Source organism: Burkholderia sp. JPY481 (assembly GCF_038900515.1).
In the GTDB taxonomy this organism is placed as follows: Bacteria; Pseudomonadota; Gammaproteobacteria; order Burkholderiales; family Burkholderiaceae; genus Paraburkholderia; species Paraburkholderia youngii.
This window is the reverse complement of sequence record NZ_JAYMRT010000010.1, coordinates 191,756-207,251: the sequence shown is the minus strand read 5'-3', so window position 1 is coordinate 207,251 and position 15,496 is coordinate 191,756. Positions and strand designations below refer to the sequence as shown.

Genomic DNA, 15,496 nt, shown 5'->3' with positions numbered 1-15,496 from the left:
CCGTTGCATTGCCGTCAACCCAGTTCGAACGTACTCACCCCGAACACGCGTTGCACCGGAATGGCCGGCGCGGCGCGCGTGTACATGCGCGCCGTTTCGAACGCGCTCACCATGCCGTAGCGTTGCGCGAGCGCGACGGCAGCCGCGTTGACTTCCGGGACATCGAGCGCGATGACTTCGCCCGCGACGCTCGCGACCAGGCCGTCGAATAGCTCGCTGGCAATCCGTGCGTCGTCGGCAAAGAGCGGCCCGATCTTGTAGCCGCTCCTGCAACGGCGCAGCACGCCGTACCCTCTGATCTGGGCGTTGCGCACATTTGCCAGGGCCACCGCCTGTGGTTGCGCGATCCAGTCCGCGAGGAAGCGGGAACGGGCGGTCGAAAAACAGGCGCTGTCGTAGGCAAGCAGTTGCGCGAACGGTACCTCCCGCGCGTTCGTCAGCTTGGGCGTCGACGCGGCTCGCACGACGCCCTGAAAGCGGATGTTGCGATACGCGAGCTGGAAGCCGGATTTCCTATAGTTCTGCTGCTGGGCAACGACACCATCGAGGCCGATCGTACGATCTCCCAGATAGCGCATCGCGTGCTGCCAGGTGCGCAGACCGAAACCCCTGGCGCGAAATGCCGGCTTGACGATGTAGAGGCCAATGAAACCGAAACGCTCGTCGTAGGCGACTGCCGAGATGCATGCCACCGGCTCGCCGCGCCAGATACCAACGAAAAAGCCGTTGGGGTCTGCATTCCAGAAGCATCGCGCGTCGTCGAGGCCCGGATTCCATCCCTCTGCCGCAGCCCATTCGATCGCGAGATCGACCTCGCTGGACGACATGTTGCGCACGACGAAATCGCTATGATCATCCATGCTCAAAGGCGGCAACGTGATTGGCTACGACGTCTACGCGGGCGTGAAGACGACAGCGCCATGCCCGGCAACTTGCGCGAAGGTCCGGGCGAAGCGGTAGGCCTGTCCTTCGATGACCAACTGGTTGAACCCTGACCGGGTGGTCTCCAGAAGCGCGTGGACGACCGTGTTCGGAATGGCCGCGCAGCTTGTCCAGTCCGCGTCTGGCTCGCCGGGGTCCCCAAGATAGACTTCGCTATTTTCGCCGTGAGAGAGCACGAAAATCAGGCTCTGTCCTTTGTCTAGCGACAGCTCCAGGTACTCCGAAAGCGTGGATGCCGCCTCGGTCGCTGCATCGAGCGGGGCGCGTGAGGAAGAATTCATAAGTGGCCTTTGGTCGGTCGGGCGTGGCATCCACGGGTAACAAGACACCGCACACCAGCAAGATGATCAGTCCGGCAACTGCCCGGGCGCACCATCCAGAATGCGAAGCTTGTCGTCGATATCGGGAAGCTGATGGCCGGCCGCGCGAAGCTCGTTGACGAGCCGATGCGCAGTTGCACGACACTGCGCCAGCGTCTCATGCAGTCGCGGTTCGCCCCGCAGACCCGTCACCACCTTTTCCAGCTCGGAGGGGGGCTCGCTCAGCAGCGCGGGCACCACCTCTTCTGGCGGAATCAGCGACCCGTGGCTCAAAAGCTGAGCCGTCCAGTCGCATCCATACAGCAGCGCGCGCCGCTCGGTCCGTTTCGCTTCGTCCTGCTCCAGGGTCGCGAGACTGTGCCGGTTCTTGTGAATCGAAGCGCGCCAGGTTGCAAGTATGTCCGCGCGCAACTCCGCAATTGCATTGCCGACGGACGTGCTCTGTCCGCCAACCACGAGCCGGCGTTCATCGAGCCTGTCGACATGGTCCCGGTATCGTTCGAGGAAGGGCTGCCAGTTCAACGGCAATTCGGTCGTCCCGGAGAACGACCGGCTGATCTCGTTGAGCTCGCTCCTGACCTCCTCGATGGCCCGGGCATCGGCAAGCCGTGCCTCATAGACTTCGTGAGCGGTCACCATCTGGCGATGAAGCGCGAACAGCGGATTCTTGTGGCGGCGTTGCAGGTGTCGCTCGGCCGCGCCGGGATGAGCGCTCCATTTCCAGTCGGGCAGCGATTTCGCGTCGAACTCGACCGCGTCTACCATGGGCCGGAATACCGCCAGCCCCTCTTCGGTCGCATGGCGAAAACAGTCGGCCAGCTTGAAGTCATTGCCTTGCAGGTGGATACCTTCGGTCCCCGCATACGGAGAATCCGGCGCGAGCCGCAGGAATGCGGTAGCGAGGAAAAACTCCATCGGCAGCTCGACGGACATACCCTCCAGACGGAAGCTGCGCTGTTGGGCGGAAAGGTCTTCGACAGAATGCGCGAGGCGGTTTTCGAGGTCGAGCAGCGTGTCGATCCTGTCGCCGGCAGACGGTTGCATCGCGTCGGCGAGCAGGCAAAAAGATTCGCGCACCATTTTTGCCGCGATGGTGCCGTGCTTCTCGGCGAAAAGCCACAGCCAAAGGGCAAGCTGATAACCCCGCACCCCGTTTCGGGCGAGCGTTTCGACTTCGGGCGTGAAGGTGATCCCGGGCGCGGCCCAGTTCGCAAACGGTGGCGCGTCGCTGACCAGGTACATGTCCAGAAGCTGCTTCAACGACTCATGGGTCCCGCTCGGCCAGCTTCGCGTCTCGTCGTTCTGCTTCTCGGTCTTCCAAAGTTTCCAGGCCATCGTGGACCTCGCAAGAGTGTGCGGGATGCGGCTTGGTGAAGATACTTGCACACTCGGTCGGGGGCGTAAACCGGCGCTTGACCTTGTTGACTCGGACGGGCTGTTGCGGCGCGATGGGGTATAAAGCGGGTCAAAACGCTCTGACGGAGCCCTCCGTAGCACGATGCCGCGATCACTTGGTTCTAGACGCAAACGTCGTTTCCGGGTAGGCCCGCAACGTCGCTCGCCAGACGCCCGGATTTCGTACTAGGCTAGAAGCCGGATCGACGAAGACAGGCTGACGCGCGAACCATCCGCAGTCGGGTTGGCCGGCGTTCGACGTGTTTTCATCGGCGTATTGCCGCAATGCAGCGAGGTCCACCATGCAATTGTCCGCCGTCAAGGTCGTCAAGCCCGAAGCGACCAACTTCATCCTCGGGCAAAGCCACTTCATCAAATCCGTCGAGGATATTCACGAAGCGATGGTCGGCACGGTGCCCGGCATCAAGTTCGGCCTCGCGTTTTGCGAGGCCTCCGGCAAGCGCCTCGTGCGGCGCTCCGGCACCGACGACAGCCTCGTCGAGATCGCATGCCAGAACGCGACCAACGTCGGCGCGGGCCATAGCTTCTTCGTGTTTCTGGGCGACGGCTTTTTCCCCGTCAACGTGCTGAACACGATCAAGGCCGTGCCCGAGGTCTGCCGCATCTTCTGCGCAACGGCGAATCCCGTCGAAGTGCTGATCGCTGAAACGGATCAGGGGCGCGGGATCGTCGGCGTGATCGATGGCTTTCCGCCCGTCGGCACCGAAAGCGCGGAAGACGTTCAATGGCGCAAGGATCTTTTGCGCACGATAGGCTACAAGCTGTAGCGGCTGCGCTTTCACTTGCTTCACACGCACCGCCATACCTGCCGACATGCTATGGAACGACAACGACGCCTGATTCCGGGCACGTTGTGGCCCGCCATTCTGCGACAGACCGACCATGCGCTCGGTTGCGGCGCGCTGCGGCCGATCGGCACCCAACAGTGCATGATCGACAGTGGCGGCATCCGTTTTCTCGTGCGTCAGGTGTCGAGCCTGACGCACAAGGAACAACAGCGCGAGCAAGCGCACAAACTGCAGACCGCAAGGCGCCCCGAAGCGAACCCGTTTCTTCCGCCCGACCCGGATCTGTTCGTCGCCGATATCTCGGATACGCATCTCGCGTTGCTCAACAAATTCAACGTGATCGATCATCACCTGCTGATCGTCACGCGCGCATTCGAACCGCAGGAAGCGCTGCTCGATCTTGCCGATTTCGAAGCGCTGCTCGCGTGCATGGCCGAGTTCGATGGCATCGGCTTTTACAACGCCGGCACGGAGTCGGGCGCGAGCCAGCCCCACAAGCATCTGCAGATCGTGCCGCTGCCGCTCGGGGACACCGGTCCGGCGGTGCCTATCGAGCCCTTGCTGGGTGCGCAGGACCGCTTGCCGGAGCTGCCGTTCTGGCATGCGTTCGCGCACTACGACGCGGATGATCTGACGCGCGCGGATGCGCCGAAGCTGGCGCTGTCCCGCTATCGCACGCTGCTCGAAGCGGCGGGTGTCGGCGCGCTCGAAATCGATCGCGTGTGGTGTCATGCGGCACCCTACAACCTGCTGGTCACACGGCGCTGGATGCTGCTCGTGCCGAGATCACAAGAGCGTGTCGAAGGCGTGTCGATCAACGCGCTCGGGTTTGCGGGTTCGCTGTTCGTGCGTGACGCGGCTCAACTGGACGTGATCGAAAGGCTCGGCCCGATGACGGTATTGGAACGCGCCGCGCTGCCTGCGAATACATAGCGACCGTCAACGAGCTCACGCACCGTCCGACTGCAAGTACCTGTGCGCGAAAGCAATCGCCATGCTGCCTTCGCCGACGGCCGAAGCGACGCGCTTCACGGGGCTCAGCCTCACATCCCCGCACGCAAACACGCCAGGCACACTCGATTCGAGCAGATAAGGATCGCGGTGATGATGCGGCCAGCGTGCGGCCTTGACGACGTCGTCGCCGGTCAGAACATAGCCGCGTGCGTCGCGCGCGATTTCGGACGGTAGCCACTCCGTCTGCGCATCCGCTCCGATGAAGACGAACAGGCCGCCGCAATCGTGCCGGCTTACTGCGTCCGTCGTCGAATCGCGAATGTCGATGGCCGTCAGATGCGTATCGCCATGCGCGCCGACGACTTCCGAGCGCAAGCGCACCGCGACATTCGATTTGCCCGCAAGCTGTTCGACCAGATAGCGCGACATGCCCTTTTCGAGCGAATCGCCGCGCACGACGAGCGTCACGCTGCGCGCATGATTGGCGAAGAACAACGCCGCCTGGCCGGCCGAATTGCCGCCGCCGATCAGATGGACGTCGAGCCCGTGGGTCGCGCCCGCCTCGCTGCGCGCCGCGCCGTAGTAGATCCCCTTGCCGATGAAGCGGTCGAAGCCGTCGATCGCAAGCCGCCGCCACGTGACGCCCGTCGCGAGAATGATGGTCCGCGCGTGCACGGCGTCGCCGCCATCGAGATGAATCCGCCGCGTCTTTACATCGATGCGCTCGACCGAGCGCGTCACGAGGATTTCCGCGCCGAGCCGCCGTGCCTGTTGCAGCGCGCGGCTCGCGAGTTCGTCGCCGGAAACGCCATTGGGAAAGCCGAGATAGTTCTCGATGCGCGAGGACGTGCCCGCCTGTCCGCCCGGCGCCTCGCGCTCCAGCACCAGCGTGCGCAGACCTTCGGACGCGCCGTACACCGCGGCAGCCAGCCCCGCGGGGCCGCCGCCGATGATCGCCGTGTCGTATCCGTCCAGACGCGGCTGCGTCTGAAGGCCGAGCAGTCCCGCCAGTTCGCGGGTCGCGGGCCGGCTCAGCACCGTGCCGTCGGCGAGGCGCAACGCGGGGCACTCGCTTTCCGTTGGACAGGTGCCGGGCCAACGCGCGGCCAGTTCGGGCGCATCCGGCGAAAGCCAGTCGGCGCTGATCTGATTGCGCGCGAGAAACTGGCGCAGCAGCGTGCACGCATCGTCCCAGCGGTTGCCGACGATCGTCACACGCGCTTTCGGCGGCTCGGCGGAAAGGCTTTGCAGCCCGCCGATGCGTTCGCGCGCGAGCGCGCCCATCTTGAACGCCACCTCCGGCGACGCCGCCGCGAGCGCATAGTATTGCGGCGCGTCGACGCGCATCACGCGCGAAGGCTCGGCGGCTCGATAGGCGCCCGGAAACGGCGAACTCAGCGCAAGCGGCACTTCGCCGAAGATCGTGCCGGGCAGACGCCAGCCCAAGGTCCGCTCGATACCGTCGAACGTCTTGATGACTTCCATCTTGCCCGACAGCACCGCGTATAACGCGCGCTCGCCGCCTTCATGAACCGCGAACTCGCCCGCGCACAGATGCAGGTCGGCGGCCGCGTGCGCGAGGTTTTCCAGTTCGCTGTCGGGGAGGGTCGAGAACAGCGGCACGGCGCGAATGTCGTCGATCGTCAGCATGGCTTTGTTTTCCGTTTGTCGGACTCGCGCCAAGGCATACGCGGACAACGCGCGTAGCCACCAACCGCATCGACCCAGTATAGGATTTTCGGATCGCGATGCAGACGATCGAAAGTCCTAAGATGGGTAAAGAGCCTGGATGTGAGTGCCGTAATTCGTCGTTGCCATGCGGCCAGTACCAGGCGATCAGCGCGGAGGTGCGCAATGATGTTTCGATGGCTGCGAATGGTCTGTCTGGCGACGTATGTGTGTGCCAGTGCGGAAGGATGTCTGGCGGCGGATGCATCGGCAGCGCTTGCGGCGCCTGTCGCGCCGGCGGTCGTCTATGTCGCCGATTTCGATCTCGATGCCGCGAATATCGCCCCTGACAGCGGGCCGGGTCACCGCGCGCGAGGCATCGTGGGCAATCTGGTGCCTGCGGGTCCGCTGCGCCAGCAGCAGGACCCGCAGGCGCGGGCGCGCGAGATCGTTGCGCTGATGGCGCAATCCTTGACGGACGATCTGAAGAAGGCCGGAGTCGACGCGCGCCGCGTCGCGCCGGGGGAGACGCTGCCGCACGACGGCTGGCAGGTGCGCGGCGTTTTTCTCAGCGTCGATGAGGGCAACCGGCTGCGTCGCGCGATGGTGGGCATGGGGGCGGGCCAAAGCCAGTTTCAGGTCGCGGTTTCCTGCGATAACCTGGCTGCGCCGGAGTTGCCGCCGCTTTATGAAAGTGTTGAAGAGGGGAAGAGCAGGGATATGCCGGGCGCGGTGATCAAGCTCAATCCGTACGTGATCGCGGCGAAGGTGGTTCTGTCCGGCCGCGATGAAAAGACGGCGGTCAGGAACAGCGCGGCGCAGATAGCCGACCAGATCGCGCAACGGCTTCAGACGGGCGCCAGGTAGAAGACTCGACTTGGTTCAGACGACTTTGGAACTGCGCGGGCGGGGCGCAAGCGCAGCCCTCGCCCGATATGCGGCCGAAGCCGCCCGATCAGCAGCCCGTCTGCTTGACCCGTTCTACCGGCAGGCCGAACAGCGGACGCAGCTTCGTGCCGACCACGTTGCCGAAAAATGCCGCGACGAGCCACAGCCAGCCGTGCAGGCTGCCCGACACGATGCCGCTGAAGTACGCGCCGATGTTGCAGCCGTACGCGAGACGCGCGCCGTAGCCGAGAATCAGACCGCCGACGATCGCCGCGATCAGCGAGCGCAGCGGCAGACGCCACACCGGCGCATAGCGGCCGGCCAGCGAAGCGGCGAGCATCGCGCCGATCACGATGCCGATGTCCATCACCGACTTCATGTCGTGGCTGATCGGCGCGGCGAGGGCGGCCGCGTTCGGACCGGTGCTCCACACCGGCCAGCTCGCGACGTCGACGCCCAATGCGGAAAACGCCTTGGCGCCCCACAGCGCGAACGCCGACGTGATGCCCCACGGACGACCCGACAGCGCGAGCGTCACGAAGTTGAGGATCGCGAGCACGACGCCGCCGGCGAGCAGCGGCCACGGGCCATGCAGCCACGGCGATGCGTTCGGTGCGCGCTCCACTTCGCTGACGAGGCGGCCGTGACGGCGCTTCTCGATCAGCACGGTCAGCGCGGCGATCGCCGCGAACACCACGAGGTTCAGCGCGATCCCCGGGACCACGCCGAGCGTCTGCACCAGCGAGATCGGCGGCAGATGCGGCATCGCGGACCAGAACGGCATATGCGCAGTGCCGATCACCGAGCCGATGATGAACGCGATCAGCGTGACCACCATCCGCGTGCTGCCGCCGCCGACCGTGTACAGCGTGCCGGACGCGCAGCCGCCGCCGAGCTGCATGCCGATGCCGAACATGAACGCGCCGACCACTACCGAGGTGCCGACGGGCGACACTTCGCCCACCACCGGATGACCGAACAGCGTGCCGGCGGAAAGCGCCGGGAAGAACAGCAGCACGCCGACCGCGAGCATCAGCATCTGTGCGCGCAGGCCGGCGCCGCGGCCGTCGGCGATGAACACGCGCCACGCGGACGTGAAGCCGAACGCGGCGTGATAGAGCGTGATGCCGAGCAGCGCGCCGAGGACGTACAGCGCGGCCTGCTTCACGCTGACGGTCTGCGCGAGATAGATCGCGCCGAGCACGACCAGCGCGAGCGCGACGGCGAGCGGCTTCGGATTGATGTTGACGGCACGGCGAGGCGCGCCGAATGGCGTGGAGAGATCGGACATGATGAATGGGGCGGACGCGCTTGTCGCGCGAGGGCGGCGCGCCGGTCGAACGGCGGTCGCTGCGCGGGAGGGCCGCGAATAATCGTTTCGGGAAAACGCGGGAGTATACCGAAATGTCCGGTCGCGGCCGCTGCCTGTCGGGGGGCGCACTGCGCGATCGCGAGTCCGGGCGCGGACGGTGCCGCGACCCCGCAATGCCCGCCGCATGGGCCTTTGCGGAAATCGACGGTGGGTGGAGGTCCGTCGTTTAATAACCCCTCGTAATAACGGTATTTCAAACTTGCATTGAAATTGTCATCAACGTGGAAGGCGATGGTAATAACCAGCGTCGCGTCCCGGTCGCGCAACAGCATTTCGGGCCGAAATATCGACCAAACTAGCCACGACATTCGAACCAGGCGGCCATCTTGCGGCGAGAGTGGTATGAAAGCCCGACAGTACGGCGCAAATCGTTGAGATTGCCGCAAGTCGCGACGAGGCGAACTGCTAGTCTTCATACGGAGCGCAGCCGTTTCGCGCAAGCCTGGAAGGGGGATGCATGAAAACTCAAAGACCACCTCTGCTGCGGCGACGTGCATCGCCACGTCGTCATTCAAGCGGGCGTATTTCATTCGCCATCGTCGTTTCGCTGACCGGACTTCTCGCGACGCACGTCGCGTGCGCGGCGGGCACTCTGCCTCAGGGCGGCCATTTCGTCGCCGGCTCGGGAAACATCGCTCAGAACGATGCCGGCATCAGCATCACGCAGGCGGGCTCGCGCGGCATCATCGAATGGAACAGTTTTTCAATCGGGTCGCGCCGCACGGTATCGATCGACAACGGCACGGGCGCGACACTCAATCGCGTGACGGGTAACGATGTGTCGGCGATCTATGGCACGCTGAAGGGCACCGGCAGCGTCTACCTGATCAATCCGCATGGCGTGCTCATCGGGCCTGGCGGCGTGGTGTCGACGGGCGGGCGCTTCGTCGCCTCGACCCTCGACGTCCCCAACGATGTCTTTCTCAACCCGCCCGTGATCGGCGGGTCGGCTTACACAGGCAGTTCCACGGCGGATGTCGTCAATCTCGGCAAGATCAGTTCGTCGGGCGGAGACGTGTTCCTGATATCGGCCAACAAGGTCACGAACGCAGGGACGATCGACGCGCCGAACGGCAATGCCGAATTCGCCACGGGCCGTCAGGTGCATCTATACGACGGCAACTACCAACAAGTCTTCGTGGACGTGGGAAGCGGCGGCACGGTGACGAACTCGGGCAAGGTGCGGGCGGCGATCGTCAACGTGCAGGCGGCCGACGGCAACATCTTCGCGCTCGCGGGTCGTTCGGGCGCGCTGCGCGCCACCGGCACTGCGACCCGCGACGGCCACGTATGGCTCGTCGCCAACACGACCACCAACGGGGTCCTCGTCAACTCCGGCAACGTCGATGCGCGCGGCGCGCGAATCAGCGCGCGCAATGCCGACGGCAGCGGCGGCACGGTCGACATGTCAGGCAAAGACGTCAAGGTCGGCGGCGCGGATGTGCGGGCGAAAGCATGGAACATCACCACTGGAGACTTCATCGCGGACGGCCCCACTGCCCACACGCTCGGCGCAAGCCTGAGCAACGGCGCGTCGATCTCCGTGATCGCGAACGGCGGGGACGGCAAGCTCGGTGCGACCGGTGAAGGAGACATCGCGATCGACGCCAGCGTGCGCTGGCACGGAGCCTCCTCGCTGACGCTCGATGCGGCGCACTCGCTGACGATCGCACCGCAGACGACCATCGCCAATGCGGGCAAAGGTTCGCTCACGCTGTCCGCCGATACCAATGGTTTCGACAACGGCGGCAGCCTGACCAATCTGGGCACGATCGACTGGTCGCGCAGCATGGGCATCGTCAGTGGGCTGTACGACATGAACGGCAGCTACACGCCCGGCACGGTGAACACCAACGCATCGTGGCGCCCTGCGCCGTTCAGTGGGCTCGTCACGCAGTTCACGGCCTATCAGCTCGTCAACTCGATGGCGGATCTGAGCGCGGTGAATAACAACCTGTCCGGCAACTATGCGCTCGGCAGCAGGGGGCTCGAATTCGCGGGTGCGCCGGACTTCGGCGGCATCGGCACCGCCGCGAATCCGTTCACCGGGCAGTTCGACGGCATGGGGCATCTGCCCGCGGACCTGCATCTGTCGACCGCGGCCGATACCGGACTCTTCGGCGTGATCGGCAAGAGCGGCGTCGTGCGCAATTTCACACTGGCGGACGGCGCCGCGACCTCATCGGGAGGAACGGCCGGCTTGCTGGCCGGCGTCAACTACGGGCACATGGTAAACGTCGGCGCAACGGGCACCATCGATGCGACGGGCAACACGAGTACGGTGGCCGGCGGCCTGGTTGGCGAGAACTTTGGACGTATCGAGCGCTCGTGGGCGGGCGTGGCCATCACCGGCGCGGATCAGGTCGGTGGGCTCGTCGGACTTAACGATGGCCGCATCGGTCAGTCTTTCGCGATCGGCCGGGCAACAGCCGGTGCGCAAAGCACAGTCGGCGGACTCGTCGGCACCAACCATGGCGCGATCGCCCAATCGTATGCAGACGAATTCCTGAGCGGCGGCGCGACTGTCGGAGGGCTTGTCGGCAGCAATACGGGCTCCATCGGCGAGTCGTATGCCGCGTCGAGGCTCACGCCGGGCGCGAACGCGACGACAGGCGGTATCGCGGGCACGAACAGCGGCCGCATCGCCGCGAACGTGTTCTGGAACCGCGAATCGTCAGGGGCGGCGGCGGGCGTCGGCGCGGGCACGGCGGTGGCCGACTCGAGCGGACTCACCGATCAACAGTTGCTCGAGCCGGCGAGCTTCGGTCCGACCTGGGATTTCGGCGCGAACGGCACGTGGGTCGCGGGCTATCCGGGGCCGCAATTGCGCTGGCTGGCAGGGCCCTGACATCGAGCGCATCGCCTACCATATAGCCATGGTCGCAACCTGAAAGGAGGCTGCCATGACTCAGTCAATGATGGGCCTGGTAGTGGCGTTGGCGGCCCTGCTGGTCATCGCGTTCGTGTTCGCGCGGCGATACAGGCACGCGCATCCGCAAGAGACTATGACCCAGTGGCTCGACGCCCATCACATGGGCTGGCTACATCACAGGCACTGACTCCGGAGCTTGGCGGGTAGGGTCGCACATGACATTCCGGCGATCGAACTCATCCCGATCGGTATCCGGTCGTGCCTGTCACAGACGCGCCGCGCTGCTCTGCGCAGCGGTATTCGCGCTCGGGGCCTGCGCGCAGCCGTGGGAAGCGTTCCATGCGGGCGAACCGGAATCGGCCGTGGTCGCCAGAATGGGGCAGCCGCGCGAGGTCTACAACCTGCCCGACGGTTCCAGGCGGCTAATGTGGCCGACGCAGCCCATGGGGGAAGTCACCGTCGCCGCGGACATCGACCCGACCGGCAAAGTGATCCGCGTCCGGCAAGTGCTGCAGCCGAACGAGTTTTACCGCGCGGAGCCTGACCAGTGGACGAAGAATGACGTTCTGATCAACTTCGGCCGCCCGGAGGAAACGACATACTTTCCAATGTTGAAACGCGAGGTCTGGAGCTATCGCTATCTGGAAGACAACCTGTGGTACCTGCTGTTTAACTTCTATTTCGACGACACCGGCGTGTTGCGCTCAACCCAGAAGAGTCCGGACCCGCTCCACTTGCAGGGTGGCGACAACAAGCCGATGTGACGGCTGCCGGCTCGATGACATCACTCGTGGCGATTTCAGCTTCGCTAGCGGTCCGGCGACTGCTCGCGCAGGAAGGCCTGCGCCTCCGCCTCCGTCTCATAGACATAAGGTGACAGCCCGCGCCGCGTCAGTGCGTCACCCAGTTTGGCGCGCATGAAAGCGCTGGTGGTAAAGCGCGTCACGCCGAGATAGTAGCGCTGCACCATATCCTCGACCATTTCGACATACGCGTCTTCCAGCGCGGGGTCCAGCACGAAACCCTCGTAGTTCACCACCGCATAAACCTTGTGGTCCAGGGGTTCGCAGATCCGGCATACCTGAGTTCGGATCGCGGCGATGTCGTCGGGACGCTTCACCTCGAGACGCGAGAAATTGAGGAACATGATGTTCTTGTCGTCGTCGTAGATGAAGCGCGCTTCCAGCGGCAGCCGCAAAACATTCGAGCGCAGGCCCATCGGTTCCGGCAGGAAGATCCGCTCGTCCATCTGCTTCGGCGAACGCAGGATCGGTGCGAAGTCCATCCTGGCCAGAATATCGCGCTCCAGATCGACACCAGGTGCGATCTCGATGAGTTCCATACCCTCGGCGCACAGTTCGAACACGCAACGCTCGGTGATGTAGAGGACCGGTTGCCCCGCCGCCGCCGCATACGGGCCAGAAAACGTGCGGTGCTCGACTTCGTCGATGAACTTCCTGGCCGTGCCGTCACGGTGAATATGCAGCTTGCCGTCGACGACTGAAATCTGGCTTTGGCCCGCCATGAACGTGCCGACAAACACGACTTTCCTGGCATTCTGGCTGATGTTGATGAAGCCTCCGGCACCGGCCAGGCGCGGCCCGAATCTCGACACGTTGAGGTTTCCCATCCGATCGGCCTGCGCGAGGCCGAGAAACGCGACGTCGAGCCCGCCGCCGTCATAGAAATCGAACTGTGCGGGCTGATCGATGATCGCCTGCGGATTGGTCGCCGCGCCGAAGTTCAAGCCTCCCGCCGGAATGCCGCCGATCACGCCGGGCTCGGTGGTCAGCGTCAGCAGGTCGAGAATTCTTTCCTCGTTGGCGACGCTGGCGATGCCCTCGGGCATGCCGATTCCGAGATTCACCACGCTGTTCGGCTGGAGTTCCATTGCCGCGCGCCGCGCGATCACCTTGCGCTCGCTCATCGACATCGGCGCCATGCTGCTCGTGGGCACCCGGATCTCGCCGGCGAACGCCGCGCTGTACGGTGTGGCAAAAGTCTGCTGATGATTCTCAGGCGGCGCCAGCACGACGCAATCGACCAGCACGCCGGGTATCTTGACCTGTCGCGGATTGAGCGAGCCGCTTTCGGCGATGCGCTCCACCTGGACGATCACCAGACCGTGGCAGTTGTGCGCGGCCATGGCGATCGCCAGCGCCTCCAGGGTCAGCGCTTCGCGCTCCATCGTCACATTGCCGTCGGGATCGGCGGTGGTGCCGCGCACGATCGCGACGTTGATCGGGAAGGACTTGTAGAACAGATATTCGTCGTTGCCGATCTGCATCAACTCGACCAGGTTTTCGGTGGTGCGTTCGTTCAGCTTGCCGCCACCGAAGCGCGGATCGACGAAGGTGCCGAGGCCGACACGTGACAGATGGCCGGGTTTTCCGGCCGCAATATCGCGAAACAGGTGACTGATCACGCCCTGCGGCAGGTTATAGGCTTCGATCTGATTATTTACCGCAAGCCGCTGCAGCTTCGGCACGAGACCCCAGTGTCCGCCGATGACGCGCTTGACGAGCCCCGGCGTCGCCAGGTGGTTCAGTCCTCGGTCCTTGCCGTCTCCTTGACCGGCAGCATAGACCAGCGTCAGGTCGCGTGGCTTTGGGAGGGTGATTAACGCATCCTCGTCACGCGTCGTACAGAGTTCCTCGATGGCAATAGCGATGTCTTCGGCGAAGCCGATGCCGACGAAGCCACCTGTGGCGACCGTATCGCCGGCGCGGATCAGGCGCACGGCATCGCGTGCGGACGCCACTTTGCCGGACGAGCGGGACAGGATGGCCGGTGCAGGCGTCCCCGCGGTTGATTGCGTGCTCACGTTTCACCTCGTCTGATTCGAGCGCGACTGTCTAATAGGCGCCGCCGGTATCGATGGTCAGATGGAGCATGTCGTCCTCGAGAACACGGATGAAATGCTCGTCCTCCTGCAGGAGTTCCTCCAGCACGTCACTGTCGGAAAGCACGCCGATGACGCGCCCGGATTCGATAACAGGCAGGTGCCGGATCCGCTTCGTGTGCATCGATGCGAGGCATTGATCGCAGGTATGTTCGGGCGTCACATAAAACACCTGAGTGGTCATGATGTCGCCAACGCGGGTGTTGGCGGCGTTGCGGCCGAGCACGTCGACTTTGCGCGCGTAGTCCCGCTGGGACAGCACGCCGACCAGATTGCTGCCCTGCAGCACCAGCACCGTCGTCACATCCTTGTCGGCCATCAGCTGGAGCGCGCTGAGCACCGTGTCGTCGGGGCCGACCGAAACCAACTCCCGCGGGTTCCCGGACAGAATTTGCCGTGCTGTCTTCCTCTCCTTTTTCATGAGCGCCTCCACAGAAAGGGGAGCATGTACGGACTCCGCCTGATCAAAGCGAAATCGGAACACGATCGTTCGGGTCCAGCCAGATCTGGCGATCTTTTTTGTCTTCGTTGAATTGCAGTGTAGGTCGCTTGATCTGTGTCGAACGAACATTTTCTGTTCCGGCTTATGTGGAAGAGTGCGGTTGACAAGAACGAGCGGTGCTGCGTGCCACACGCGAGCCTGCGGCGCAGCGGATTGCGCTCGGGCGTCCATGACGATCGGCTGAATTGAGCCGGTGCCCTCTTGCATGGCTCGTGGCGTCTAACCGAAGTCTTATCCCGGCTGATTTATCGCCTTGTAGTAGTTTTCACCGCTGCTATAACGACGTCATGCAATGCAAATCTTATTGGCGTTGCATGACTCATGAAGTCACCACGAGCAGACTTCCGTGCAAAACTTCTGCACGCATCTGCCACCACTCAGCTCATTGCGTTGGCTCAGTGACCAGGTAGTCCTCCCTATATGTTGGTTCCGGTCGCCGATGATTTGCGTCACAGCAAATACGTGACTCCGCGCGATCAACGTGCGCCCATTTTTCACATTCGCCCGCTCAGGTGAATGTCGATGCGACCTCTATTGCCTTTCGGTTTATGCGAATGATCGACCGCAAATAGCTTCGCAGACTTTCGCTCGATATTGCGATTAGAGAAGTTGTCTTTCGTGGCTGATCAGGTTTGCAAATCCGAGTGGCTTTTCAACGTTGCCATCGACCGAGTCGATGGTTCCCAGTTAAGAAGCACAAATACGGTTGGAGAGCGTCATGAATGATCTACCTGCCGGCTCACATAAGATTCACTACGGCGGCACGTTTCATTTGCCGGCGGGTGTGGCCGGGCCGGACCCGGTGGACATGCCGCAAGACGTCACGCTGCTCATAACGGTCGGCTCCGCCCGATGATAGTCCGACCAATTCG

At 63.8% G+C, this 15,496-nt stretch carries 14 protein-coding genes; 7 read left to right on the top strand and 7 right to left on the bottom strand.

What is annotated here, in order from left to right:
• Positions 1–14 precede the first annotated feature (14 nt).
• The 3 genes from VSR82_RS23760 to VSR82_RS23750 form a co-directional block, all read right to left on the bottom strand.
• Positions 15–860, bottom strand: coding sequence for a GNAT family N-acetyltransferase (locus tag VSR82_RS23760; RefSeq protein ID WP_429463148.1), 846 nt, complete (start codon positions 858–860; stop codon positions 15–17).
• Positions 861–893: 33 nt separating this feature from the next.
• Positions 894–1,223 (bottom strand): hypothetical protein, encoded by a 330-nt coding sequence (locus VSR82_RS23755; RefSeq protein ID WP_429463150.1) that lies wholly within the window; start codon positions 1,221–1,223, stop codon positions 894–896.
• 66 nt (positions 1,224–1,289) lie between these two features.
• Positions 1,290–2,597 carry a tryptophan leader peptide gene (locus tag VSR82_RS23750; protein WP_498858113.1) on the bottom strand — a complete coding sequence of 436 codons (1,308 nt, stop codon included), beginning with the start codon at positions 2,595–2,597 and terminating at the stop codon, positions 1,290–1,292.
• A gap of 362 nt (positions 2,598–2,959) precedes the next feature.
• Here VSR82_RS23750 and VSR82_RS23745 point away from each other — a divergent pair, with 362 nt between their 5' ends.
• Positions 2,960–3,445, top strand: coding sequence for an adenosine-specific kinase (locus VSR82_RS23745; RefSeq protein ID WP_176111261.1), 486 nt, complete (start codon positions 2,960–2,962; stop codon positions 3,443–3,445).
• A 51-nt stretch (positions 3,446–3,496) separates the two neighbouring features.
• Positions 3,497–4,399, top strand: coding sequence for an ATP adenylyltransferase family protein (locus VSR82_RS23740; RefSeq protein WP_429463154.1), 903 nt, complete (start codon positions 3,497–3,499; stop codon positions 4,397–4,399).
• 15 nt (positions 4,400–4,414) lie between these two features.
• Here the strand turns inward: VSR82_RS23740 and VSR82_RS23735 are convergent, their stop codons facing one another.
• Positions 4,415–6,070 carry an FAD-dependent oxidoreductase gene (locus VSR82_RS23735; RefSeq protein WP_429463156.1) on the bottom strand — a complete coding sequence of 552 codons (1,656 nt, stop codon included), beginning with the start codon at positions 6,068–6,070 and terminating at the stop codon, positions 4,415–4,417.
• Between the two features lie 204 nt (positions 6,071–6,274).
• Here VSR82_RS23735 and VSR82_RS23730 point away from each other — a divergent pair, with 204 nt between their 5' ends.
• Entirely contained in the window at positions 6,275–6,955 is a 681-nt protein-coding gene (locus tag VSR82_RS23730; RefSeq protein ID WP_498858112.1) for a DUF4410 domain-containing protein, read from the top strand.
• Between the two features lie 88 nt (positions 6,956–7,043).
• Here the strand turns inward: VSR82_RS23730 and VSR82_RS23725 are convergent, their stop codons facing one another.
• Positions 7,044–8,267, bottom strand: a complete 1,224-nt coding sequence (locus tag VSR82_RS23725) for a YeeE/YedE family protein (RefSeq protein ID WP_368581304.1) — start codon at positions 8,265–8,267, stop codon at positions 7,044–7,046.
• 538 nt (positions 8,268–8,805) lie between these two features.
• Here VSR82_RS23725 and VSR82_RS23720 point away from each other — a divergent pair.
• The 3 genes from VSR82_RS23720 to VSR82_RS23710 are packed head-to-tail and all read left to right on the top strand — an operon-like array spanning position 8,806 to position 11,984.
• Positions 8,806–11,196, top strand: coding sequence for a two-partner secretion domain-containing protein (locus tag VSR82_RS23720; protein WP_498858111.1), 2,391 nt, complete (start codon positions 8,806–8,808; stop codon positions 11,194–11,196).
• A gap of 55 nt (positions 11,197–11,251) precedes the next feature.
• The gene (locus VSR82_RS23715) at positions 11,252–11,407 is read left to right on the top strand and encodes a hypothetical protein (protein ID WP_368581306.1); all 156 of its coding nucleotides are present in this window, start codon (positions 11,252–11,254) and stop codon (positions 11,405–11,407) included.
• 28 nt (positions 11,408–11,435) lie between these two features.
• Positions 11,436–11,984, top strand: coding sequence for a hypothetical protein (locus VSR82_RS23710; protein WP_429463161.1), 549 nt, complete (start codon positions 11,436–11,438; stop codon positions 11,982–11,984).
• Positions 11,985–12,028: 44 nt separating this feature from the next.
• On the opposite strand, the gene VSR82_RS23705 is transcribed toward VSR82_RS23710, so the two are convergent.
• Positions 12,029–14,044, bottom strand: a complete 2,016-nt coding sequence (locus VSR82_RS23705; protein WP_429463164.1) for an acyl CoA:acetate/3-ketoacid CoA transferase — start codon at positions 14,042–14,044, stop codon at positions 12,029–12,031.
• Between the two features lie 31 nt (positions 14,045–14,075).
• Positions 14,076–14,543: a CBS domain-containing protein gene (locus tag VSR82_RS23700; RefSeq protein ID WP_368581309.1), complete on the bottom strand. Its 468-nt coding sequence runs from the start codon at positions 14,541–14,543 to the stop codon at positions 14,076–14,078.
• 799 nt (positions 14,544–15,342) lie between these two features.
• Between VSR82_RS23700 and VSR82_RS23695 the strand changes: the two genes are divergently transcribed.
• Positions 15,343–15,480 carry a hypothetical protein gene (locus VSR82_RS23695; RefSeq protein WP_429463166.1) on the top strand — a complete coding sequence of 46 codons (138 nt, stop codon included), beginning with the start codon at positions 15,343–15,345 and terminating at the stop codon, positions 15,478–15,480.
• Positions 15,481–15,496: the final 16 nt, after the last annotated feature.

Coding starts and splice junctions, on each gene's coding strand:
- VSR82_RS23715 (WP_368581306.1), top strand. CDS start 11,252: ATGACTCAGTCAATGATGGGCCTGGTAGTGGCGTTGGCGGCCCTGCTG.
- VSR82_RS23720 (WP_498858111.1), top strand. CDS start 8,806: ATGAAAACTCAAAGACCACCTCTGCTGCGGCGACGTGCATCGCCACGT.
- VSR82_RS23745 (WP_176111261.1), top strand. CDS start 2,960: ATGCAATTGTCCGCCGTCAAGGTCGTCAAGCCCGAAGCGACCAACTTC.
- VSR82_RS23695 (WP_429463166.1), top strand. CDS start 15,343: ATGAATGATCTACCTGCCGGCTCACATAAGATTCACTACGGCGGCACG.
- VSR82_RS23700 (WP_368581309.1), bottom strand. CDS start 14,543: ATGAAAAAGGAGAGGAAGACAGCACGGCAAATTCTGTCCGGGAACCCG.
- VSR82_RS23760 (WP_429463148.1), bottom strand. CDS start 860: ATGGATGATCATAGCGATTTCGTCGTGCGCAACATGTCGTCCAGCGAG.
- VSR82_RS23750 (WP_498858113.1), bottom strand. CDS start 2,597: ATGGCCTGGAAACTTTGGAAGACCGAGAAGCAGAACGACGAGACGCGA.
- VSR82_RS23755 (WP_429463150.1), bottom strand. CDS start 1,223: ATGAATTCTTCCTCACGCGCCCCGCTCGATGCAGCGACCGAGGCGGCA.
- VSR82_RS23710 (WP_429463161.1), top strand. CDS start 11,436: ATGACATTCCGGCGATCGAACTCATCCCGATCGGTATCCGGTCGTGCC.
- VSR82_RS23725 (WP_368581304.1), bottom strand. CDS start 8,267: ATGTCCGATCTCTCCACGCCATTCGGCGCGCCTCGCCGTGCCGTCAAC.
- VSR82_RS23735 (WP_429463156.1), bottom strand. CDS start 6,070: ATGCTGACGATCGACGACATTCGCGCCGTGCCGCTGTTCTCGACCCTC.
- VSR82_RS23740 (WP_429463154.1), top strand. CDS start 3,497: ATGGAACGACAACGACGCCTGATTCCGGGCACGTTGTGGCCCGCCATT.
- VSR82_RS23730 (WP_498858112.1), top strand. CDS start 6,275: ATGATGTTTCGATGGCTGCGAATGGTCTGTCTGGCGACGTATGTGTGT.